Source organism: Curtobacterium sp. NPDC089991, from assembly GCF_044748425.1.
Lineage (GTDB): Bacteria > Actinomycetota > Actinomycetes > Actinomycetales > Microbacteriaceae > Curtobacterium.
In genome coordinates, this window is record NZ_JBIVGB010000002.1 from 167,032 (window position 1) to 188,903 (window position 21,872).

Sequence of the window (21,872 nt, forward strand, 5' to 3'; positions counted from 1 at the left end):
GGTCTCGGTGCTGGTCTCGGTCACAACTGTGCTCCTCCGGGGTTCGCGAGCCCCTCGTCCATGTCGCTGCGGTCGACGTGCCCGCCGGCCGCTCGGATGTCGTCGAGCGCGCGGGCGCTGCGCTCGTCGTCGACGCCGGCGACCAGGTCCTCGTAGACCGCGACGTCGATGCCGGCGGCGCGGGCGTCGAGGGCCGAGGCCCGGACGCAGTGGTCGGTGGCGATGCCGACGATGTCGACGGAGTGCACCCGGTGCTCGGTCAGGATGTCCGGCAACGGCACGCCCGCCTCGGTCCGCGCCTGGAACGCCGAGTAGTCCGGCGTGCCCTGGCCCTTGAAGACGTCGACGTCGATCGGCTCGGTGTCGAGCTCCGGGTGGTACTCGGCGCCCGGTGTGCCGGCCACGCAGTGCACGGGCCACGTGTCGACGAAGTCGGGGCCCTCGGGTCCGGCGAAGTGTCCGCCGTTGTCGTCGTCGCCGTGGTGCCAGTCGCGGGAGCCGACGATCAGGTCGTACTCCTCGGCGTGCCGGCCGAGGAACGCGCTGATCCGTTCCGCGAGGGCCGCACCCCCGGTCACCCCGAGCGCACCGCCCTCGGTGAAGTCGTTCTGGACATCGACGATGAGGAGAGCCCGTGCCATGGGCCCATCCAACACCCGGTGACTCAGGAGTCGGTGAGCTTGCTCCCGCACGAGTAGGCCGCCGCGGTCACCGCGTCGAGCGCCGGCAGCGCGGCCGCGCGCGACGAACCGATGGCGTAGAACGCGAAGGTCAGGCGCGATCCGTCCGCGGCGTCGATGTACCCGCCGAGGGTGTTCGCGCTGTCGATCCACCCGGTCTTCGCGTGCACCTTGCCGCGGGCGACGGCGTTCGCGCCGGTGAAGCGGCTGGCCAGCGTGCCGGACTGCCCCGACACGGGCAGAGCGTTCGCGAGGGTACCGAGGCCCTTCGCACCGGCGGCGACCTGCACCATGAGGTGGGCGACGAAGTTCGGCGACACCGCGTTGGCGGCGCTCTCGCCCGAGCCGTCCTTGATGACGATGCCGGCCGGGTCGACGCCGTAGGAGCCGAGCGCCGACTGGTACACCGAGGTCAGCGACGCCGCCGACCCGTTCGAGCCGGACTCCTTCGACGACACCCGGGCGAGCATCTCGGCGAGGGTGTTGTCCGAGTTCGGGATCATCTGCCCGATCAGTGTCGACACCGGCTGCGACGACACCGTCGCGATGGTGTCCGTGCTGGTCGTGGCGCGCTTGACGATCTGTGCCGACCCCGCCCCGGCGACCCCGGCGTTCGCCAGTGCCGTCCGGAACGCGGTGCCCGCACGGCCGACCGGGTCCTCGGACCGGGGCGAGGTCGCCGCCGCCGGGTTCGCCCGGTCACCGTCGACCATGAGCGCGGTGATCTCCGGCTGGTACCCGATCGTGCGCTCGGACACCGGCCACGTGGGGTCCCACGCGTCGGCGTCGCTCCAGTACGTGTCGTCGGTGACGATGGTGGTGACGGGGGTGTCGCCGACCTTCGCCTTGACCTGCTGGGCGAGCTGCGCGAGCGTCGGGGCCCCCGGGTAGACCGTGCCGTTGCCGGCGGACAGGGTGGCGTCGCCGTGCCCGACCAGCGCGATGGTCCCGCCGGACTCCTGCGTGACCGTGGTCGGGATGCGGTGGTCGCCGCCGAGCACCGCGAGCGCCGTCGCCGTCGTCAGGGTCTTCATGACGCTGCCGGTCTGGGCGGCCTTGTCGCCGTCCTTCGAGAACAGGACCTCGCCGGTCTTCGCGTCCATGACGTACCCCTCGAACGCACCGAGACCACTCGCCGACGCCGCGCCGGCGATCGAGCAGGTGCGCAGGGCGGAGGGGCCGGCCGGGTCCTTCGGCACGGCGCGGGCGTCCGGGGTGGGTGTCGGCGTGCTCGTCGGTCGCTTCGCGGTGGCGGTCGATCGGCTCGGCGTCGAGGTCGCGCGCGACGTGGTCGCCGGCGCGGCCGTCGTGCCCGTGTCCGGTGTCATCGCCGCGGCGACCGCGACGGCCCCGCCCGAACCGACCACGAGCAGGGCCGCGAGCCCACCGGCGATCCAGGGCACCGGGCGGCGCACGGCGGAGGCGCGCGCGGCTGCGACGGCGGCGCGGACACGCTCCGGTACGGAAGGCGGGGTGGGCTGCTGCTCGGACATCGCGACCGATCCTACGGAACTGCGGCAGGAGCCTCCAGGCCGGATCGTCCCGATGTGGACGACGCGACCCGGATCAGGGCGCTGTGGAGGCGTCGTCCGCGGGGTAACGCACGCCGACCTGGTGGCGGGCCTCGTCCATGACGGCCATGATCGCGACCGACTGTTCGGCGTCCATCGGACCGCCCTCGTGCACGCCGGACGTGACCATCGCCTCGAACGCGCGCGCCTCGTGGCCGTAGCCGGCGAGCTCCTCGCGCGCGTCGAACTCCTCGACCACGACGCCGTCGCGGTCCCGGATCCGCCACGTCGTCGGGGTGTACCAGGTCGAGTCGACGTCGATGCGCCCCGACTCGCCGATCACCGAGGCCGTGTTCGGGCTGCGCACGTCCATCCCGAAGTGGATCACCGACTGTGCACCGCCGTCGTGCGTCAGGACGATGCCCATCTGCGTGTCGACACCCTGCTCGCTCAGCGTGCCGGCCGCGACGAGCGAGGTGGGCACCCCCAGCACGTCGACGGCGAAGGACACCGGGTACACGCCCAGGTCCAGCAGGGCTCCACCGCCGAGGGCGGGATCGCGCAGCCGGTGCGACGGGTCGGTGGGCAGGGCCTGGTGGTGCGTCGCCTCGACGAGCACCGGCCGGCCGATGCGCCCCTCGGCCAGGACCTCGCGGATCATCGCCATCTGCGGCAGGAACCGGGTCCACATCGCCTCGGTCACCGCGACGCCCGCTCGACGGGCAGCATTGACCACGGTCCGCGCCTCGGCCGCCGTCATCGTGAAGGCCTTCTCGACGAGGACGTGCTTGCCGGCGCGGATCGCGAGCAGGGCGTCCTCGGCGTGCCGGACGTGCGGGGTCGCGACGTACACGGCGTCGACCGTGTCGTCGGCGACGAGGTCCTCGTAGGAGCCGTGCGCCCGTGGGATGCCGAACTCCGCCGCGAACGCCTCGGCACCGTCGCGGGTGCGGCTGCCGACCGCCGTGAACTCGATGCCCGCGGCGACGCAGTCGCCCACGAAGGACCGGGCGATGCCGCCCGTGCCGATGACTCCCCAGCGAACCGTCATGCGGCCATGTCTACCAGGACTGGCCGCAGCACTTTGGTATGGACTCCACTGGTGATTGCCAGCTAACGTGCTCCACGATCCCCCATCCGGGGGTCACTCCTCCCCGAGTCGAAGGTGTGCAGGTCCTCCATGCGCCGTTCCGTCCTCTCCGTCGTCGCCACCAGCGCCGCGATCGTCCTCACGTCCACCCTCGTCGGCGGTCCGGCCAACGCACACGGGTGGGGCGACCCAGGACACGGACCGGGACACTCGCCGGGGCACTCCGCCGACGCCGGCCTGACGCCGCGGACGCACTTCACGATGGCTGCCGACGGCACGTCCGGTGCGACGCAGGGCGGCGAGGGCATCCCGAACATCGACTCCGTCAAGAAGACCATCGCCACCTACTACGGCGACCCCGGCACCGGACTCGCGAACCGCACCGACTCCCCCTACATCCGCGAGATGCGATCGATCGTCGCCCGCCAGGGAGCGTCGCTGCAGCGCATCCACGACCATGCCGTCCGGCACGGCGAGAAGCCCGCGATCGTCCTCGACGCCGACGACACCACCCTGTGGACGTACGACATGGAGGTCGCGGACATGCACTTCGTCTTCGATCCCGCACGGCAGGACGAGTGGGTGCAGGACGAGCGCTTCGCCGCCACCCCGTCCATGGTCGGCTTCGTCAACCGCGCCGCCGCGATGGGCTTCACCGTGTTCGGACTGACCGGCCGGAACGACGACCAGAAGACCGCGACCGTGCAGAACCTGTCGAAGGTCGGCTACACCGCCTTCACCGAGGACCGCTTCTTCACGAAGTGGACCGGCAAGGGCGCCTCGCAGCAGCCGTCGTACGTGACCTGCGCCGCCGCGAGCTGCACGACCGTCGAGTACAAGGCGCTGACCCGCAAGCACATCGAGCAGGACCTCGGCTACGACATCACGCTGAACATCGGCGACCAGTGGAGCGACCTGCAGGGCGGGTACGCCGACCGGTCCCTCAAGCTGCCGAACCCCACCTACTACCTCCCCTCGGCCGACCTGCCCGGCGTCTCCGAGCCCCGGCTCGCGCCCCGCACACAGTTCACGATGGCTGCCGACGGCTCCTCCGGTGCGACCCAGTCCGGTGAGGGCATCCCGAACATCGACTCCGTCAAGAAGACCATCGCCACCTACTACGGCGACCCCGGCACCGGACTCGCGAACCGCACCGACTCCCCGTACATCCGCGAGATGCGGTCCCTCGTCCGGCGGCAGGCCCCCGTCGTCGCCGCCCAGTGCGCCGTCGGCCGCAAGCTGCACCGCAACCCCGCGATCGTGCTCGACGCCGACGACACCACGCTCTGGACCTACGACATGGAGGTCGCGGACATGCACTTCGTGTTCGACCCTGCACTGCAGGACGAGTGGGTGCAGGACGAACGGTTCCCCGCGACCCCGTCGATGACCTCGCTCGTGTCGATCGCACAGCGTTCCGGCTGCACGGTCATCGGGCTGACCGGCCGGAACGCCGATCAGGAGACCGCCACCATCGACAACCTGCAGCGCGTCGGCTACCCGCAGTTCTCGGCGACGAAGCGCGGCACCGAGACGTACTACACGAAGTGGACCGGGGTCGGGGCGTCGCAGCAGCCGTCGTACATCACCTGCGCCACGGCGAAGTGCACCACCGTCGAGTACAAGTCGCAGACTCGGGCGCACATCGAGTCACGATCGGGCGGCCGCTACGACGTGGTCGCGAACTTCGGCGACCAGTACAGCGACCTGCTCGGGGGCTCGGCGGACCGCAGCGTCAAGCTGCCGAACCCGACGTACTACCTGCCCTGACCCTCAGCGCCGGTGCTTGCCGAGTGCGGCGTCGGGCGCGGCCATCGGGTGGGTGCGGAACCAGCGCAGCAACGCTCGCGCCTTGCTGGTGTCCGCACTCCGGTCGCCGTCGGACAGGAACGTGTCGAAGCCATCGGGGAGCGCGGTCTCGTGGTCGCGGTCGAACGCCATCGTCCACTCGCCGAACCGCGGCGTGTGGATCCGCTCCTCGACGAGCAGCCCGACGTCGGTGTGCCGGGGGTCCTCGGTGATGCGCTGGTACGTCTCGAGGACCGCGGCCTCAGGACCCTCGAGCAGCTGCATGAAGCGGCCGTCCTTGTACACGAGCAGACCGGACAGGCCCGATGCGGCGTTCCGGGCCCTGGCGTGTTCGAGGAGCGCGTCGAGGCGGGGCTGGTCGAAGGGTTCGTCGGCGGCGCTCATGTAGACGAGTGACAGGAGCATGACGACCTTCCGAACGGAGAACACGGCTTCGGTTCGATCGTCCCGCACGACGGAGGTCCGGCGCAGCCCCAGAACGGGGAGCGGGCCGGCGCGGCCCGGCGTCACCGCGCGTCGGCGCGGCCCGGGCTCACTGCGCGTCGTAGGTGCGGACCCAGTCGATCTGCAGGTGGCCGGCCTTGCCCCAGTCGCCGACCTGCACCATGTAGCGGTGCGGGGTCGTCGGGACGTTCCGCGCGACCGTGAAGACGAGCTTGCCGTCGAGGTAGTAGTGGATCGCCCGCCCGGGGATCCACTCCGTCGTGTAGGTGTGCCAGTCCCGCCAGGACACCCGGGTGTTGTAGTTGTCCGACGCCTTCTCGTCCCCGGGCAGCATCGAGTGGTGGAACACCCGCGGCGAGCCGTCGAAGTTGCCCTCGGGGTAGTTGAGTTCGCCGTCCGCCCAGTCGTTCGACGTCGGCCAGAGCATGATCGCTGCGCCGTTCTTGTCGCCGCCGGTGGCACGGGCGCGGACGCTGAACGACCCGCCGACGTGCGACCAGGCGTCCTCGGGCGTGCCGAACGTTCCGGCCGAACCGTGCTCGCCGTCGAGGGCGATGTCCATGTACCCGTCGTGGGCGCTGACCATCTTGCTCGACCAGTACTTGCCGCCGGTGCCGTCCGGGTACGGCTGCCACGACTGCGCGTACGTCGCCGCGAACGGGCCGTTCGCCGCAGCCGGCGTGTCGAAGTCCACCGAGAAGGTCGGCGTGCGCCCGATGGTCGGATCGGTGGCCACCGTGGTCGGGTGCGGCGTCGGGGTCGCGCTGCTGCTCGATCCACCGGCCGGGGCCGCCGATGACGTCGCCCGCGACTCCGGTACCGCGGCGGCCGTGATGGCCAGCGCAGCAGCCGCAGCAGCCACCAGGACGACGGTCGTCGCACGCTTGAACACGGTACCTCCGTCGGTCGTCCGCCGAGGGGTACGGGGCGGTGCAGGTGGTCGGTCGCGGGGATCCCCGCGTCCTGACGAGGCTAACCCGCGGCCTCCTCCGCTGTCTGGTCCGGAGCCAAGGGGTGCGGTTTCCCGCAGATGCAGAAATCCCCGGTCAGGACCTGTTGCAGATCCGTGACCGGGGACGTGTTCTGAGCCGCCTGTCGGAATCGAACCGACGACCTATTCATTACGAGTGAATCGCTCTACCGACTGAGCTAAGGCGGCGCGCTCGCTCCGAACCCGGAGCGGCACGATCAATGACTATACAGGTTCAGACGAGTGAACGCGAAACGAGCACGCCGAGCTCGGCGAAGGACCTGCGGAGCTCGTCGACCAGGTGCGAACCGGCCTCGGACCCGGACCACTCCCACCACGCGTGCCGGAGCGCACCGAGCGCCACGATCGACGCCAGGCGCGCCCGACGACGGAGCGCATCGGGGTCTGCGGCGAGTTCGGGGTCCTCGCGTTCGAGCCGCCGGGCGACCGCCGCCTGGATCTCGGCCTGGAACTCCTTCATCGACTCCATGCGACGGCCGAAGAGTTCGGGGTTCGCCCGGAGCACCTGCTGCCGCTCCTCGATGAGTCCGCGTTCCTCGATGAGCTCCTGCGTCGAGTGGACGAGCAGTGCGCCGAGGTCCGACAGCAGGTCGCCGCCCGGTCCCCCGTCGACGAACTCCTGCAGCGCGGCGTCGTCGGGCAGCTCCGGGTCGTCCCCGAGGATCGCCTGTTCCTTGCTCGGGAAGTAGTTGAAGAACGTGCGGGGTGAGACGTCGGCGCGACGCGAGATCTCGTCCACGGTGACCGCTCCGAGGCCGTCCTCGATCGCGATGCGGAGCGCGGCCGCCTGGATGGCGCGGCGGGTGGCGCGGCGTTTCCGTTCGCGCAGGCCGGGTTCAGCGTCGGGCATGCCGCGATTGTCCCATGCCCCACTCGTCGCGGGGAGAGTCCGTCACGGTCAGTGCCGGACGCGGGCGATCGTGACGAGCAGCGCCTCGAGCGCGAGCAACGCCGCCACGTTCGCCGCGATCCGCTGCCGGGCGAGGGCGATCGCGTCGAGCACCTCGAGCGCCGCGGCCGGCGTGACCGACTGCAGGGCCTGGTCGAGGTGGTCGCGCATCGCCAGGTTGACGGGTTCCGCCGGGGCACCGAGACCGAGCAGGAGCAGGTCGCGGTACAGCGAGGACACGTCGACCAGGATGCGGTCGAGACCGTCGCGCAGGCTGCGGGTCGCACGGCGCTTCTGGTCGTCCTCGAGCAGCCGGAGCTGCGAGCGGAGGGCCGGCGGGATCGTCCCGCCGGGTTCGATGCCGAGCGATCGCAGTGCGGCGTCGCGTTCTTCGGAGTCGCGCTGCTGCGTGATCGCCTTGGCGTCCTCGTCGGCGACGGCGAGCAGGTCGGCGGCGGCCATCACGGCGTCGCCGACGCTCCGGACGCCGAGCACGGTCGTCAGGGTGCGGCGGCGACGATCGCGGGCGTCCTCGCTCGTGGCCAGGCGCTGCGCCATGCCGATGTGGCTCTGCGCCTGCCGTGCTGCGTCCATCGCGAGGGCGCGGTCGATGCCGGTGCGGGCGACGAGCAGGTCGGCGACGGACTCGATGCCGGGGACCCGGAGGCGTACGGAGCGGACGCGCGACCGGATGGTGGGCAGCAGGTCGGCTTCACTCGGGGCGCAGAGGATCCAGACGGTGCGCTCCGGAGGTTCTTCGAGCGCCTTGAGCAGCAGGTTCGAGGTGCGTTCCGTCATGCGGTCGGCGTCCTCGATGATGACGATGCGGTACCGCCCGACCGAGGGCGAGTAGTACGACGAGGTCACGAGCTGCCGGATCTCGTCGATCGTGATGATCACGCGCTGCGTCGTGAGCACCGACACGTCGGGATGGGTCTTCGCGGTGATCTGCTGCAGGGTGTGGTCGTCGTCGGGACCGTTGCCCACGAGGGCCGCGGCGAACGCCGTCGCCACGTTCGACCGGCCGGACCCGGGCGGCCCCGTGATCAACCACGAGTGCGTCATGCCGCCGGTGCCGTCGGTCGACTCCGCGGCGTTCCGGAGGGAGGCGACTGCTTCTTCCTGACCGGTCAGGCCGTCCCACACGCTCACGGGACCATCCTGTCAGCGACCACCGTCATGCGGGCGACCACCACCATGCGGGCGACCACGGTCATGCCGGGTCGATCGCGACGAGCGGGGCGACCGCGGCACGGATGGCACGCTGCACGTCATCGGTGGATCCGCCGGCGTCGACCACCAGGAAGCGGTCGGGCTCGGCCGCCGCCATGTCCAGGAAGGCCCGTCGCACCGACTCGTGGAACGCCTCGGCCTCGGACTCCAGGCGGTCGAACGTGTCGCCACGGGCCGCGGCAACCCGGGCGCGTCCGACCGTCACGTCGAGGTCGAGCAGGATCGTCAGGTCCGGCGCCAGGCCGTCCGCCGCCCACTCCGACACCGAGCGGATGTGTTCGGCGCCGAGGCCGCGCGCGACGCCCTGGTAGGCGACCGACGAGTCGATGTAGCGGTCCTGCAGCACGACCTCGTCGCGGGCGATCGCGGGACGCACGACCGTCTCGACGTGGTGCGCGCGGTCGGCCGCGTACAACAGCGCCTCGGCCCGGGGCGACACGTGCCCGCGCTCGTGCAGCACGATCTCGCGGATCCGGAGGCCCAGGTCGGTGCCGCCGGGCTCGCGGGTGCGCAGGACGGTGCGGCCGTGCTCGACGAGCCACGCCGAGAGCAGCTCGGCCTGGGTCGTCTTGCCCGCGCCGTCGCCGCCCTCGAGCGTGATGAACCGTCCGGTCACTTCTTCTTCGCCGGCGCCCGTCGGGCCGGCGTCTTCTTCTTGACCGGACCCTTGGCGCGCTTGTCCGCGATGAGCTGGACCGCACGGGCGTGGTCGACCGCCTCGACGTCCTCGCCCTTCGGGATCGTCGCGTTCGTCTCGCCGTCGGTGACGTAGGGGCCGAAGCGGCCGTCCTTCATCTTGATCGGCTTGCCGGACACGGGGTCCGCCTCGAACTCCTTCAGCGCGGAGCTCGCGGCACGGTTCCCGCCGTACTTCGGCTGCGAGAAGATCTCGAGCGCACCGGGGAGGTCGATGTCGAAGATCGCGTCCTCGCCCGGGAGCGTCCGGGTGTCCGTCCCCTTCTTCAGGTACGGGCCGTAGCGACCGTTCTGCGCGGTGATGTCGTTGCCGGTCTCCGGGTCCTGTCCGACGACGCGGGGCAGGTCGAGGAGCTTCAGCGCGGTCTCGAGGTCGACGGTCGCCGGGTCCATCGACTTGAAGAGCGAGGCGGTCCGTTCCTTGGGCGCCGCGGCCTTCTTCGTCGTCTTCTTCGCGGGGGCCTTCTTCGCCGGGGCCTTCTTGCCGGTCGTCGTCTCGGCGGGGGCCTCGGCTGCTGCGGGCTCCGGGGCGGCGGCCGCGGCGTCGACGACCTCGCCGGTCTTCGGGTCGACGGTGGGCTCGGGCTCGGGGGTGCGCTCCGTGACGTAGGGGCCGAAGCGGCCGTCCTTCGCCAGGACCTCCTTGCCCGTGTCCGGGTTGATGCCCACGACGCGGTCGCCGATGACGGGGGCGTCGACGAGTTCCTTGGCCTTCTCGACGGTCAGCTCGTCGGGTGCCAGGTCCTCGGGGACGTTGACGCGACGCGGCTTCTCCGGGTCGTCGCTCGGCACCTCGATGTAGGGGCCGTAACGACCGATCCGCAGGGTGAGGCCCGGTGCGAGCTCGACCGAGTTGATCTCACGCGCGTCGATCTCGCCGAGGTTGTCGATGACGGTCCGCAGGCCGCGCTGGTCGTCGGCGCCACCACCGAAGTAGAAGCCCTTGAGCCAGTCGACCCGGTCGGCGTCGCCGCGGGCGATCCGGTCGAGGTCCTCTTCCATCTCGGCGGTGAAGTCGTACTCCACCAGTTCGCCGAAGTACTCCTCGAGCAACCGGACCACGCTGAACGCGATCCAGTTCGGCACGAGCTGGGTGCCGCGCAGGGACACGTAGCCGCGGTCGATGATCGTCGGGCTGATCGTCGGGTAGGTCGACGGACGCCCGATCCCGAGCTCTTCCAGCGTCTTGATGAGGCTGGCCTCGGTGAAGCGCGGCGGCGGCGTGGTGTCGTGCCCCTTCGCCAGCACGTCGTGCACCTCGAGGTGCTCGCCCTGCTTGACGTCGGGCAGTGCGACGTCCTGACCGGCACGCTCGCTCGACTCGTGGCGGTCCTCGTCGCGGCCTTCTTCGTAGGCGCTGAGGAACCCGCGGAAGGTGATGACGGTGCCGGACGCGGTGAACTCGGCGTCCGTGCCGTTCGCGGTCGACGTGATGCCCTCGACCGACTCGGTCGACGAGATACCGAGCACGATCGATGCGGTCGACCCCTTGGCGTCCGCCATCTGGGAGGCGACGGTGCGCTTCCAGATGAGGTCGTAGAGCCGCCACTCGACACCGGTGAGCGTGCCCTGGAGCTCCTGCGGAGTGCGGAAGGAGTCGCCCGAGGGACGGATCGCCTCGTGCGCCTCTTGCGCGTTCTTGCTCTTGCTCGCGTACAGACGGGGCTTGTCCGGCACGGTCGCGGCGCCGTACAGGTCGGCCGCCTGCTTGCGGGCCGCGTCGATCGCCTGCTTCGAGAGCGAGACCGAGTCGGTACGGATGTAGGTGATGTACCCGTTCTCGTACAGCGTCTGCGCCGCACGCGCCGTCTGCCGCGGCGACAGGCGCAGCTTGCGCGCTGCCTCCTGCTGCAGGGTCGACGTGGTGAACGGCGCCGCCGGACGGCGGGTGTACGGCTTCGAGTCGACGCTGCGGACGGTGGCGTCCCCGGCGCGCTCGAGCACGGTGGTCAGCGAGGCGGCTGCGGCCTCGTCGAGACGCACGACGTCACCGCTGAGCGCACCGCGGTCGTCGAAGTCGCGCCCCGAGGCGACGCGGGTGCCCTGGATCCGGGCGAGTCGCGCCGAGAAGGAGGACTCCCCCGTCTTCTCGAACCGAGCGGAGAGGTCCCAGTAGTTGGCCGAGACGAACGCGAGACGCTCGCGTTCGCGGTCGACCACGAGCCGGGTCGCGGCGGACTGCACACGACCGGCGGAGAGGCCGGGAGCGACCTTGCGCCACAGGACCGGCGAGACCTCGTACCCGTAGAGACGGTCGAGGATGCGGCGGGTCTCCTGCGCGTCGACGAGGGCGGTGTCGAGCTCACGGGTGGCCTCCTGCGCCCGCTGGATCGCCTCCTTCGTGATCTCGTGGAAGACCATCCGCTTGACGGGGACCTTCGGCTTGAGGACCTGGAGCAGGTGCCAGGCGATCGCTTCCCCCTCGCGGTCTTCATCTGTTGCGAGGTAGAGCTCGTCGGCATCCTTGAGCGCACGCTTGAGTTCGGCGACCGTCTTCTTCTTGGCGTCGGACACGACGTAGTACGGCTCGAAGCCGTTGTCGACGTCCACCGAGAACTTGCCGAGGGAGCCCTTCTTGAGCTCGGCCGGCAGGTTCTTGGGCTCGACGAGGTCGCGGATGTGTCCGACCGAGGCCTGGACTTCGTATCCGTCACCGAGGTATTGCGCGATCGTCTTCGCCTTCGCAGGGCTCTCGACGATCACGAGCTTCTTCGTGCCTGGCACGTGTCTCCTTGATCCGTGGTGCTGGTCGGCCCTGGACACGAACGTGTCCGGGTCGCCCGGGACATCGGTGACCGGTGGCCGACAGGCACACCATACACACCGTGGTCGGGGTGGTCGTCCGCCGGACCGGCGACCGCGGATGCGCCGACGGCGAACGGTCCGGAGCCGACGACCACCCGCACCCGGGCCGTCGCGGCGGCGAGGTCGCAGGCCACGAGGGCCGAGCCGTTCGCCCGTGCGACCCGCTCGGCGACGTCGCACGGCGAGCCGGTCAAGAGTCCGACGGACGTCGCAGCGGCCGAGGTCGCGGCGGCGTCGGCGGCGTCCCCGGCCCGGACCGCCTGCGTGCGGTGTCCGGCGCCGGCGAGCGCTGACGACGCGACGAGCACCCCGACGCCGAGCACGGCGGCGACGAGTACGGTCACCGAACCGCGCTCGAGGTCAGCGTCCCCCGGCCGCAGCACACGCCGTCGCCCGGAGCGGCAGCGCCGAGAACGGACCGGTGCCGCCGCGCGTGGCGTCGACGCACACGAGGTCGTCGGTGCGCCGGACGGTGACGGAAGATCCCGGCGCGATCCGCTCGGCGTCGGCGAGTCCGACGGCGTCGTCCCCGCGCCCGACGCCCCGCGCAGCCGCCGCGGCGGCCGACTGCAGGCGTCCCTGTCCGTCGACGACCAGCACGGCCGCGACGAGCAGGGTGAGGACGAGTGCGACGGCGGGCAGCACGACCGCGAACTCGACCGTGACCGAGCCCCGGTCGGAGTCCCGGTCGGGGCGCCGCGCCTGGTCACAGCGAGAGGGCACCGCGGACGAGCTCGGTGAGGATGGTCTGCACCTCGCCCGAGCGCATGACGGCGACGAGCACGCCAGCGAACGCCACGGCGGCGAGGGTCCCCCGTCGCAGAGTTTCCCCGTTTCGACTTCCGCCTTGCAGCCTGACAACGGAAGGAAACCAACCAATGAGTACATACGCCGACGCCTACGTCGCATTCCGCAAAGCAGAGCGGGAGGCTGTCCTCTTCGACAACTCCGACTGGCACCGCCGCGCAGTCCACGACGAACGCATCAAGCGGCTGGAGTCCGCGCGTGAGACCCTCGAGAAGGCGATGCCCGCTCCCGCAGCCACCGACATCTCCGCGGTTCAGGAGAAGGCCGCGGACGCTCTCCGGAGCCTGCGCCCGGCCAACGCCGACGCGGTTGCGGTGACCAGCAACGAATGGGCCAAGGTCGAGGCGCGGCTCAACGCCGGACAGAACCTCGCCAAACTGATCGAGGCGGCCGACCGGGAGACCCTCTCCGCTGTCATCGACCGGATGCCGACGCGCCTCGTGTCGACGTCCCCGGAGCCGGAAGACGCGATCGCCGAGATCGAAGCGCTGGCCGTGCGCCGCCTTGCGGAACTCGGCGACGAGACCGCCGCCTCGGCTATCGCTGCGCAGCGGACCGCCTCGGTGGCCTCCGCGTGGGGAGCGATCCTGGAACAGGCGTCGACGCGCCACTCGATCACCGCTGACGCCTCGGCGCTGCTGTACAACGCCGACGTGGACGAGTGGCGGGCTACCCTGGCCGAAACGCCGCAGGACGACCACCTGATCGAACAGGCCATCCGTGAGGTCGGAGCGAACCTGGACTTCGGCGGGTCGCCCTTCGAGACCGCCTCGGGAGGTCTCGATGGCACTCGATGAGGCCAAGCGCCGCAGTATCGTCGCGATGATCGAAGAGGGCACCGGGCGGAACGAAGTCGCCCGGTCCGTGGGGGTTGCTGCTTCCACCGTCTCCAGCGTCGCCAAGCAAGCCGGACTGACGTTCGACCGGCAGCAGACCGCCGTGGCATCGGTGGCGCAGGCATCCGATGCGAAGGCAAGGCGGCAGGCGCTCGGCGCACGGATGTTAGGCGACCTCGAGGAGGCCCGGCTCCGACTGGCGAAAGAGCCGCAGGCGCGTGGGTTCCAGGCCGCGGCGCAGGGTCTCGACGCGCTCGCCCGGGCTTATGGCAACATCGCCAAGATCGACGGTCCGGACACCACCGAGCAGGACCAGGCTGTGTCGATGCTCGGACGCCTCCAGATCGACCTGCAGGCGGTTGTGGCCTCCTCCGGGTGGGGGCCGAGCGGTCCGGACTCTTCGCCGAGTGATCCGCCCATCGTCGGGGAGCCAACGTAGCTCGGCATGACGGAAGGGGAGGATGCGTAGAGGCGTCCTCCCCTCATCGTCACTCTGGATCGGGCAGGTCCCAGCCGAGTCGGTCAATCTGCTCGATCCATCCGTGGATAACTGCCACCCCTTCTTGCACGTGCACCAAACCGTTCTGTAGTGCTTGGACCGGCTTCTTCATGTCACGCGAGGTCTTGGTGATCGGCCGAACTGATTCGAGCAAACCGGACACACCGATGACCGCCCCCTGGGCCTCGCGGTCGAGACCCTTCAGACTGGCAAAGAACTTCGCCAGACCTTCCCGTGCCTCCGTGTCCCCCTCGGCCGCTTCATCTGCTCGGGCAATGAGGATCTGCACTCCACGATCAACCGAAGCGAGTCTCGTGGCGAACTCCCCTCCGTGAACTTCCGCTGCGTCTGCCGGTACTTGTAGCTGCTGCGCCATCTGCCGCACAAGCGTCAGGCGACCAGCGAAACTCTTGGTCTGAGGCGACTCCGAGTTCAGGTCCGCCGCGCCCGCCTCTGCAACCGTGCCGAACGCCTTGACGTCCTCCGTGATGTCGGACATCGCCTCGATCCAGTTGGGCATCGCCTCTTCCATTTCGGCGAGGCGCTCCATGTCGTCAGGAGCCTCGTCCTCGACCTCTTCAGCTGCAGTCGCGAGGTGAGCGAGATCCAACTCATCTACAGCAGCGTTGACGGATGAAATGCGGGCCGCCAGCGACTCGACGGCCTTCGTGTACTCAGGCGAGTCGCGGGTCGCGTGACGGAGGTTCGTGAGGGGCTCCCACTGGAAGTCCACGACCATATCCATCACGTCGTCGCGCTTCGCTGGGTCGTGGAGGTCTGGAACGTCGATCCAAAGGATTGGCATGATGAGTTGCTTCACGCCGAGGGCCTTGGCGCGGTCGGCAAACTGCTTGAGTTCCCGGCGGCACTCCACACTCTTGAAGAACCGTGGCGTGACGACGGGGATGAAGAACGCCACCGAGGCAAGGGCCTCATCAATGACGCTGCGCCACGCATCGCCCCACTTGAGGTCGTCGCGATCCAGGAACAGTTGGATCTTCTCGGTGGTCTGAGCCTCGTACTCGGCCACGATGTCTCTTGCGAGTTGCGCGATGCGGCCGTGAGTCGCCTCGTCATCAGCATGTACGTAGGACCAGAAGCCGCTGGCCGATGCGGTTGTACTTGGCGTGATAGTTGTCATGTGCTCATGTTACGAAGCTCCGCCGACACAGCGACCGGTCGGCTTTCGCGCGCGCGAGTCGCGCGTGAGCCCATTGAATAGAGACTCAGTCTTCGAGCGAGAGCGGAGCGAGCAACTCTCCGAGAGGCAAGTCGAACGCCTCAGCGATGCGGAACCAGGAGTCGAGCGCACCTCGTGTGGCCCCGGTCTCGATAGAGATCAACGTTCTCCGAGTCACTCCAGTCTTCTCGGCAAGCAGATCGTAGGACCAACCGCGGTTCGCGCGAAGACGTGACAGGTGCAGGCGGAGAGCCGGGAAGTTTGGCTCTCTCGTCGGATGCTGCACCACACAAGTTCAACGGCGGCGTGGCTTCGCGCGCAGTGTCGAAACCTTCACTACCGTGAAGACTTCTTCACTGCTCGGAGGTGCCGTGGAAGCGTTCGAACAGTTTGTCGCGCTCGCGATGGAGGGCGAGGGCCTGGTGGTCTCGGGGGCACTCAAGTTCCCAGTTCGACTACAGACCCGCAAAGCGGCGTACGCCGAGTTTCAGACACACGGCTTCGAGGTCGACCTCGTGGGGGCGCGCCACGATCGGCTGGTGCTCGCGACTGTCAAGTCGTTCTTCGGGTCACGAGGCGTGGTTGCAGACGAAGTGACAGGTGCGCATCCGACGAACTCTGGCAGGTACGCGATGCTCAACAACCTCGCCGTGCGAACCGCCCTCGTCCAAGGGGCAGCGAACCGGTTCGGCTTTGACGAGCCTGACGTGGAGTTGCGTCTCTACGTCGGCCGCTTCGCCAGCGGCCACGAGGAGCGCGTGCGGTCGTGGTGCGCAGCCCAGGAGTTGCCATCTGGCCCGATCCGTGTCGTCGGAGCGGGTGAGGTCGTGACACACGTGCGAGACATCGCCAGGGCGAAGCAGTATCGCGACAACCCGGTGCTCGCCGCACTCAAAGTGCTAGAGGCTACCGGTTCCCTCACACAGGTTTCCTCGGGGCATCTGAGTTCCCTGGAAAAGCTCTAGAAGAGCGGCACCTGGTCGTCGGCCTCGGGGACAGCTGAAGCAACCCAATCAAGCGCCGCTTTCAGCGCGCCAGCGCTCCGGATTGGATGAGCCCCTTGCTCCAAGAGTTTGACGTTGCCCGGAGGTGTTTCATCGGCGAAGTCGACAACAAGCACTGGCCGACCCAGTTTCAGTGCTCCCTCTCCGGCAGCGAGAGTTCCACCACGCTCACCCGCCTCGATCACGACAAGGGCCTTTGACAGGCCAAAGATTACACTGTTTCGCGCCATGGCAGCGTGTGCTTGCCAGGTCTGGGTGGGGCCAAACTGGGACACAACTAGAGCACGGTCTGGGTCGTAATCATGGGCGAAGTCGCGCTTGACGCGCCAGAAGTCGATCCCTTCCGCGAGGACAATTACCGTATTACCCCCGGATCGGAGCGCGGCAAGGTGCGTCGCTGTGTCAACGCCCTTGGCATACCCGGAGACAATTGTCCAATCGCGGGAACTAGCAGCGACTCCGCATCTATCCGCCGCCTCGAGCCCCTTCATCGAAACATTCCTAGACCCGCACATGCCCACGCCGTCTCGATAGAACAGCTCTTTGTTTCCCATGTAGAAGAGGATCGGCATCAACGGTCGGGTTTCATGGACGAGCGATTGAGGGAAGTCATCGTCCCGCCAGAGCATCGCATCGACGCCCTTCGCAGCTAATTCTCTAGCCTTTACCCGGATGTCTACCTGATCTTGCTCAGGAAGATTTTGGTACTCAGCAACGATCCCTTCACGTCCGCCAGAGCGTAATGCATTCGTGATTCGCACCGGCGTGCGAAAGACTAGGAACGCGGTCAGGGCCACTTGAAGTGAATCCATTTACTACCTCTTGAGCGTGCGTGTTGTTGTGAGCACAAGCACCTCTGTCGCGCCAGCCTCTCGGCAGGCCATGCTTGCCGCATCCATAGTTGCTCCGGTGTGGTACACGTCGTCGATGATCAGGACGCGGCCATGCAAGCGCTGCGTCACGGCAAATTCTCCCGTCAGGTCGATTTGTCCCGTTTCGCCCGACTTCAACTCAGCCCGCGGGCCCTTCGCCGTCATCGCAACATAGGGCTTGCCAACGGCTACGGCCACGGCGTGCGCAAGACGCTCACCCCAGCTGTTGCCGTCGGCCAGATGGCCGGGCGGGGCAGTAATTGTAGTCGCGTGAGCGTAAATCGGGTGGTGGCGAATGAATTGCTCAAGGGCTTCGACCATCTCGCGCCACGCCTTTCGAGAGCCAGAACCCTTGGGGTACGGAGCGTACTTAGTGTATTGTACCCACCTGCCCGCCTCGGTATTCACTAGCTCGCCTGAGCCGTCGTCCTTCTTGTGCCAATCAAGCGACATGGCCACATTGACTCCCGCGCGTGCATTTAGTGTCAGATGTGCCTGGAGCACTTCGAGCAGCGAGACTACGCATTGGGGGACTCCGTCCGGGAAATGAAATCCGGCTGTGTATTTTAGTGCGGCGGATTCGTTCAACTCTCGCTTCGATGCCCCGGTACCAGCCACCGCCACGAGCTGAGCCTCGATCTCTGGAGAAGCGCAGATGAGGAGGACTTCGCCGCTTGCGTGGGTAGGCGTCGCTTTCGGCTTTATCTTGTAATTGACCATCCTTGCGGCTCGAGAATCTCGCTGGTAAGGATGGAATGGAACGATCGGCACGGTGCCCCCCTCTTGATTGTTCACGGTACAGGAACCCTCTGACATGGGGTCCCCGGTCAGGGTATGGGACGCCTGTCAGCGGTAAGCAGGCCCAGATGGGGGGGCTTGCTCCGAGGACGAGTCAGATGTTTTGCTGGTTTGGCAGGCGTGGCGCTTGCACGACTCAGTGATCGACCCCGGAGCTTCAGTGGCATGGCTCCGGGGTCGAGCCGTGTCCGGGGATTGACAGCGCGAGAATCCTCATGCTTGGCTTGTCATCCACAACACAACATCACGTGGTCCTCTACGTCACGCCGGAGAGGCCAGCGCAGCCCGGGTTCGACCCCTGAGGCACCTGTAACGGAGGTGCCGGGCGACGAAACCGTCAGCGCAGGTCCGGCATCGAGGCCAAGGAAACACTCGAACTAGCGAATGTGGCTTGAGTGCGTAAGTCCTCCGGGCAGCGCTGAGCGGGAAGCAGCGAGTGGTCTGAAGGGACCACTGTGTCGATACCCGCCACGCCACACTTCAAAACCTCCACGCTGCCGCGCGAGGACCTCGAGCGTCTTCTCGTCCTCCTGTTCGGTGAGGACTCCGAACACGGCCAGGCGGTGGCCGCGTGAGTCCGCGGCTCACCCCCGAGCAGCTGCCGGACGACTACGGCGTCACCTTGGCCACCCGCTCCAGATGGGAAACCGAGCGGTGGCACGTGTTCCCGGTCGGCCGCGACAAGGCCCCCTTGGTGAGGTGGAAGACCGCCGCGACAAACGACCCAACCATGGTGGCCACCTGGCAGGCACGCTACCCGAACAGCAACAGCGGCATCGCCTGTGGCCCCTCCGGGCTCCTGGTCATGGACGCCGACACAGCGGGTGAGTTCGAGCGATTCTGCGCAGCACACCACCAGCCCGTGCCCGAGACGTTCACGGTCGAAACGGCGAAGGGTCGCCACTGGTATTTCCAGTACCGCGGCCCGGTCAAGAACGCCGTCCGGATCGACGGGTTCGAACTAGACGTGCGCGCTGACGGCGGGTACGTCGTCGCCCCCGGAAGCGTCCACGCGAGCGGAGTCGTGTACGAGCCGGTCGATCCCGACGCACCGGTCGCCGACCTCCCTGAGTGGCTGAGCGAAGCGCTCACGCAGCGTGCAACCCCACGGAGGACTGAGGTTCCCCAGGGAAACCAGGTCCGGCGGACAATTGCCGACCTCCTAGCAGACCCTCCGGAGCGCGGCACTGGCCAGACCAACGAGTGGCTGACGAAGGTTGCGGGACACCTCGCCGCGAAGCACCGTAACAACCGGGAGTCCTACGACGTCGCGCTCGCTGAGGCAGTCGCCCGTGTCGATCCGGCCTACGACGACACGAAGAAGATCGCGAACTCCGTCTGGGCCACCGACCAGGCGAACCACCCGGACGAGAAGCCCGCGAAGGAGCAGAAGGAACAGCCGCTCGCGCAGGTGTTGCGGTTCCTCCGAGACGAATACGACTTCGCCGCGACTGCCGAGTCCGAGGTGTACGCGGTGCCGAAGAACGGACCGCGTCGTCCCCTGATGATGACCGACGCCGGGTCGCCCACACTCCGAGCACGCGTGACCTCAGCACTGTTCCACGAGACCGGGCGAGCGCCGTCCACAGCCACAGTTGATGAAGCGCTCCGGATCGTGCACGCCGACGCGTTCCTCGGGACGGAGCGCCAGGACCTGGACCTACGCGTCGCACAACGCGGCGACCGGCTCGTCCTCGACCTGGCGCAGCCCGGGAGCGCCCGGTGCGTGATCGTGACGGGCGACGGTTGGACTGTGGAGGAGCAGCCACCAGCGGGTGTGCTGTTCCGGACGACGCGGACGACCAAGCCACTTCCAAGGCCTGACTCGAATGGGAACCTCGACGCCCTGCGGGCGCTGCTGGGCTGGTCGAACGAGGAACGGCGGTGGACGCTCACCCGCGGGTGGCTGGTGGCTGCGTGTCTGCCGGACATACCACGGCCCCTGCTGCTCTTCACTGGCCAACCTGGATCGGGAAAGACCACCCGGGCGAGGCTGGTCCTCTCGGTCATCGACCCCCGCGAGGAGTTGGGGTCGTCGTTCGGCAAGAACGAGGGCGACGAACAGGCGATGGCCGCGGGCCGGTACCTGGTCGGTTTCGACAACATAAGCCGTGTGTCGGACGAGACCTCCGACCGGCTCTGTCGGTTCGTCACCGGCGAGGAGTCGGTCAAGCGGAAGCTGTACACCGACGTTGACCAGTCCGTCGTGACGTTCCGCCGCACCGGGGCCATAACGGCGGTCACCCAGCCGAGCCTTCGAGCTGACGCGCTAGAGCGGCTGATCCCGGTGTCATGCGACCGGATCGACGCGGGTGAACGTCGGAGTGAAACGCAGTTGCGGGCGGACTTCGAGCGGGACCATTCCGCGATCCTCGGTGGGCTGTTGGACGCTCTGACGGTGGCTCTCGGGAACCTCCCCGCCAGCCGGGACCGGAAGGCAGACCGAGTGCGGATGGCGGACTTCCAAGACGTGCTGCACGCGTTCGATCCGGCCACCGCCGAGACCTACGCCGAGTCGACCCGGAACGTGATGGAGGAGGCGGCAGAAACGGACCCGTTCGTCGCGGCTGTCACGGAGTGGCTCGGGGACCAGAAGTTCCCGTTGACTGTTGTGCCGGAAACTGCGCGGCAGGCGGCAGAACTTCGGCTGCCGACCAACGGCCGCGGAGACCGCCCGTGGTGGCCCAACAACCCCGCCCGTTTCTCGGCACTGCTGCAACGGAACACGGAGCCGCTATGGGCGCTGGGCTTCCGAGTGGACCGGATTCGCATGGGCGGGGGCCTGCGTGGGCTGCGCTTCTCGCGAGTCGGACAGTCCGTGCCGGTGACCCTGGACGGAGCGGACCAGTGACCGCCCCTCGGGTGACGCTCGGTGACGCCCCTTCCCTCGGTCTCGCCTCTCAGCGTCACCAGTCGCGTCACCCGCACTTGCCCGGAACGACGCGGAGGAGTGTCGCGGTGACGCGAGTGACGCTCCCGGCGGGTGCCGGGACGTCCGTTCTAGAGAGAAGAGATACCGGGGAAGCCCCGGGAAGCCCCCGAGAGGCCCTCGGAAGCCCGGTGCAGGGCGTGCCCGCCCGGGTGCCCGCGGAACGCGTCACCAGCGTCACTCGCGTCACCTATTCCCGACAGCAGCCCCTGAGTGGCCAAGAGGAGGCCGACCATGCCTGACGCCGACTGGCTCCGGAACAACTGGTCCGAGATCGTTGCACTGCCCGCGTTCGCGGGTTCCGCCCGCGGTTGCGCAGTTGCCTTGTGTGATCGCGACGCATGGGCCGGCGGCCTTTGCAAGAGCCACTATCAGGTGGCGAAGCGCCGTTTCCGTGGGGAGCTGCAGTCCCCCGAACAGTTGCCCACCGCAGGGACTTGCGATGCGTGACGCCCGACCAGCTGAGAACACGGAGCCGGAGCGAGGCCGGGCGCTGCGCCGCTTGCGTGATCAGGTTGCAGCCGAGGTCGCGGGCGGAACGCCGCCGCCGTGTGTTGTAGACCCCGAGGGCGGTTGGACCTCCGCGGACCTGGATGCCGCCGAACGCGCAGCAAGCGCTTGTCACCGGTGCCCCTTGCTCGATCTGTGCCGCGGGTACGTCGCCGACTGGCCCGAGAGCGCCGGAGTCTGGGGTGGCCTAACGGCATCCGACCGGCGTGCTGTCGAGCGTTTGAAAGCTCGCTCTGCCCCGTCCTGACGCGGCGACCGCTGTCCGACCACCTTGTCCCGCGAATACCCG

General features: G+C 68.5%; 21 protein-coding genes, 1 tRNA gene and 1 pseudogene. 6 read left to right on the plus strand and 17 right to left on the minus strand.

The features are described 5' to 3' along the window. Positions 1 to 20 precede the first annotated feature (20 nt). From ACIPV1_RS05910 to ACIPV1_RS05920, 3 genes are all read right to left on the minus strand, one after another. Positions 21 to 641: an isochorismatase family protein gene (locus tag ACIPV1_RS05910; protein ID WP_123938669.1), complete on the minus strand. Its 621-nt coding sequence runs from the start codon at positions 639 to 641 to the stop codon at positions 21 to 23. Between the two features lie 23 nt (positions 642 to 664). Then, the gene (gene dacB, locus ACIPV1_RS05915) at positions 665 to 2,173 is read right to left on the minus strand and encodes a D-alanyl-D-alanine carboxypeptidase/D-alanyl-D-alanine-endopeptidase (protein WP_123938668.1); all 1,509 of its coding nucleotides are present in this window, start codon (positions 2,171 to 2,173) and stop codon (positions 665 to 667) included. Between the two features lie 73 nt (positions 2,174 to 2,246). After that, a complete protein-coding gene (locus ACIPV1_RS05920; protein WP_123938667.1) occupies positions 2,247 to 3,242 on the minus strand; it encodes a Gfo/Idh/MocA family protein in 996 nt (331 codons plus the stop codon). A gap of 129 nt (positions 3,243 to 3,371) precedes the next feature. On the opposite strand from ACIPV1_RS05920, the gene ACIPV1_RS05925 reads away from it, so the two are divergent. Continuing rightward, positions 3,372 to 5,051 (plus strand): HAD family acid phosphatase, encoded by a 1,680-nt coding sequence (locus ACIPV1_RS05925; protein ID WP_123938666.1) that lies wholly within the window; start codon positions 3,372 to 3,374, stop codon positions 5,049 to 5,051. Between the two features lie 3 nt (positions 5,052 to 5,054). Here ACIPV1_RS05925 and ACIPV1_RS05930 read toward each other — a convergent pair whose 3' ends face one another. The 10 genes and pseudogenes from ACIPV1_RS05930 to ACIPV1_RS05975 all read right to left on the minus strand — a co-directional run. Next, the gene (locus ACIPV1_RS05930; protein WP_123938665.1) at positions 5,055 to 5,495 is read right to left on the minus strand and encodes a BLUF domain-containing protein; all 441 of its coding nucleotides are present in this window, start codon (positions 5,493 to 5,495) and stop codon (positions 5,055 to 5,057) included. Positions 5,496 to 5,622: 127 nt separating this feature from the next. Further along, the gene (locus ACIPV1_RS05935; RefSeq protein ID WP_123938664.1) at positions 5,623 to 6,426 is read right to left on the minus strand and encodes a glycoside hydrolase family 16 protein; all 804 of its coding nucleotides are present in this window, start codon (positions 6,424 to 6,426) and stop codon (positions 5,623 to 5,625) included. A gap of 194 nt (positions 6,427 to 6,620) precedes the next feature. After that, positions 6,621 to 6,693: transfer RNA gene (locus tag ACIPV1_RS05940), tRNA-Thr, on the minus strand. A 46-nt stretch (positions 6,694 to 6,739) separates the two neighbouring features. After that, on the minus strand, positions 6,740 to 7,375 hold the full coding sequence (locus ACIPV1_RS05945; protein ID WP_402725931.1) for a TetR/AcrR family transcriptional regulator: 636 nt from the start codon (positions 7,373 to 7,375) through the stop codon (positions 6,740 to 6,742). A 48-nt stretch (positions 7,376 to 7,423) separates the two neighbouring features. Beyond that, complete coding sequence (locus tag ACIPV1_RS05950) at positions 7,424 to 8,566, minus strand: DNA polymerase III subunit delta' (protein WP_123292158.1); 1,143 nt, start codon at positions 8,564 to 8,566, stop codon at positions 7,424 to 7,426. Between the two features lie 61 nt (positions 8,567 to 8,627). Then, positions 8,628 to 9,263, minus strand: a complete 636-nt coding sequence (tmk, locus tag ACIPV1_RS05955; protein WP_123938662.1) for a dTMP kinase — start codon at positions 9,261 to 9,263, stop codon at positions 8,628 to 8,630. Beyond that, positions 9,260 to 12,067, minus strand: coding sequence for a type I DNA topoisomerase (topA, locus tag ACIPV1_RS05960; protein WP_402725932.1), 2,808 nt, complete (start codon positions 12,065 to 12,067; stop codon positions 9,260 to 9,262). The genes tmk and topA overlap by 4 nt, the downstream gene beginning before the upstream one ends. After that, positions 12,043 to 12,492 (minus strand): hypothetical protein, encoded by a 450-nt coding sequence (locus ACIPV1_RS05965; protein WP_402725933.1) that lies wholly within the window; start codon positions 12,490 to 12,492, stop codon positions 12,043 to 12,045. The genes topA and ACIPV1_RS05965 overlap by 25 nt, the downstream gene beginning before the upstream one ends. Positions 12,493 to 12,508: 16 nt before the next feature. Beyond that, a complete protein-coding gene (locus ACIPV1_RS05970) occupies positions 12,509 to 12,871 on the minus strand; it encodes a TadE family type IV pilus minor pilin (RefSeq protein ID WP_402725934.1) in 363 nt (120 codons plus the stop codon). After that, positions 12,855 to 12,959: pseudogene (locus tag ACIPV1_RS05975) on the minus strand (DUF4244 domain-containing protein); the annotation flags it as partial. The pseudogene ACIPV1_RS05975 and the gene ACIPV1_RS05970, both read right to left, overlap by 17 nt. Positions 12,960 to 13,026: 67 nt before the next feature. Here ACIPV1_RS05975 and ACIPV1_RS05980 point away from each other — a divergent pair. Both ACIPV1_RS05980 and ACIPV1_RS05985 read left to right on the plus strand, forming a co-directional pair. Continuing rightward, positions 13,027 to 13,752 (plus strand): hypothetical protein, encoded by a 726-nt coding sequence (locus ACIPV1_RS05980; RefSeq protein ID WP_402725935.1) that lies wholly within the window; start codon positions 13,027 to 13,029, stop codon positions 13,750 to 13,752. Beyond that, on the plus strand, positions 13,739 to 14,230 hold the full coding sequence (locus ACIPV1_RS05985; RefSeq protein ID WP_402725936.1) for a hypothetical protein: 492 nt from the start codon (positions 13,739 to 13,741) through the stop codon (positions 14,228 to 14,230). Before ACIPV1_RS05980 ends, ACIPV1_RS05985 begins: the two co-directional genes overlap by 14 nt. 49 nt (positions 14,231 to 14,279) lie before the next feature. Here ACIPV1_RS05985 and ACIPV1_RS05990 read toward each other — a convergent pair whose 3' ends face one another. After that, positions 14,280 to 15,431, minus strand: coding sequence for a TIR domain-containing protein (locus ACIPV1_RS05990; protein WP_402725937.1), 1,152 nt, complete (start codon positions 15,429 to 15,431; stop codon positions 14,280 to 14,282). Between the two features lie 85 nt (positions 15,432 to 15,516). Beyond that, a complete protein-coding gene (locus ACIPV1_RS05995; RefSeq protein WP_402725938.1) occupies positions 15,517 to 15,759 on the minus strand; it encodes a helix-turn-helix transcriptional regulator in 243 nt (80 codons plus the stop codon). Positions 15,760 to 15,811: 52 nt separating this feature from the next. On the opposite strand from ACIPV1_RS05995, the gene ACIPV1_RS06000 reads away from it, so the two are divergent. After that, positions 15,812 to 16,435, plus strand: a complete 624-nt coding sequence (locus ACIPV1_RS06000; RefSeq protein ID WP_402725939.1) for a hypothetical protein — start codon at positions 15,812 to 15,814, stop codon at positions 16,433 to 16,435. Here the strand turns inward: ACIPV1_RS06000 and ACIPV1_RS06005 are convergent. Then, positions 16,432 to 17,286 carry a DNA-processing protein DprA gene (locus ACIPV1_RS06005; RefSeq protein WP_402725940.1) on the minus strand — a complete coding sequence of 285 codons (855 nt, stop codon included), beginning with the start codon at positions 17,284 to 17,286 and terminating at the stop codon, positions 16,432 to 16,434. The genes ACIPV1_RS06000 and ACIPV1_RS06005 overlap by 4 nt on opposite strands. Positions 17,287 to 17,289: 3 nt before the next feature. Beyond that, positions 17,290 to 18,141: a ComF family protein gene (locus ACIPV1_RS06010; protein WP_402725941.1), complete on the minus strand. Its 852-nt coding sequence runs from the start codon at positions 18,139 to 18,141 to the stop codon at positions 17,290 to 17,292. Positions 18,142 to 18,715: 574 nt separating this feature from the next. Between ACIPV1_RS06010 and ACIPV1_RS06015 the strand changes: the two genes are divergently transcribed. Together ACIPV1_RS06015 and ACIPV1_RS06020 are read left to right on the plus strand one after the other, a co-directional pair. Next, positions 18,716 to 20,995: a bifunctional DNA primase/polymerase gene (locus ACIPV1_RS06015; RefSeq protein ID WP_402725942.1), complete on the plus strand. Its 2,280-nt coding sequence runs from the start codon at positions 18,716 to 18,718 to the stop codon at positions 20,993 to 20,995. A gap of 520 nt (positions 20,996 to 21,515) precedes the next feature. Then, positions 21,516 to 21,830, plus strand: a complete 315-nt coding sequence (locus tag ACIPV1_RS06020) for a WhiB family transcriptional regulator (protein WP_402725943.1) — start codon at positions 21,516 to 21,518, stop codon at positions 21,828 to 21,830. The last annotated feature ends 42 nt before the right edge of the window (positions 21,831 to 21,872 follow it).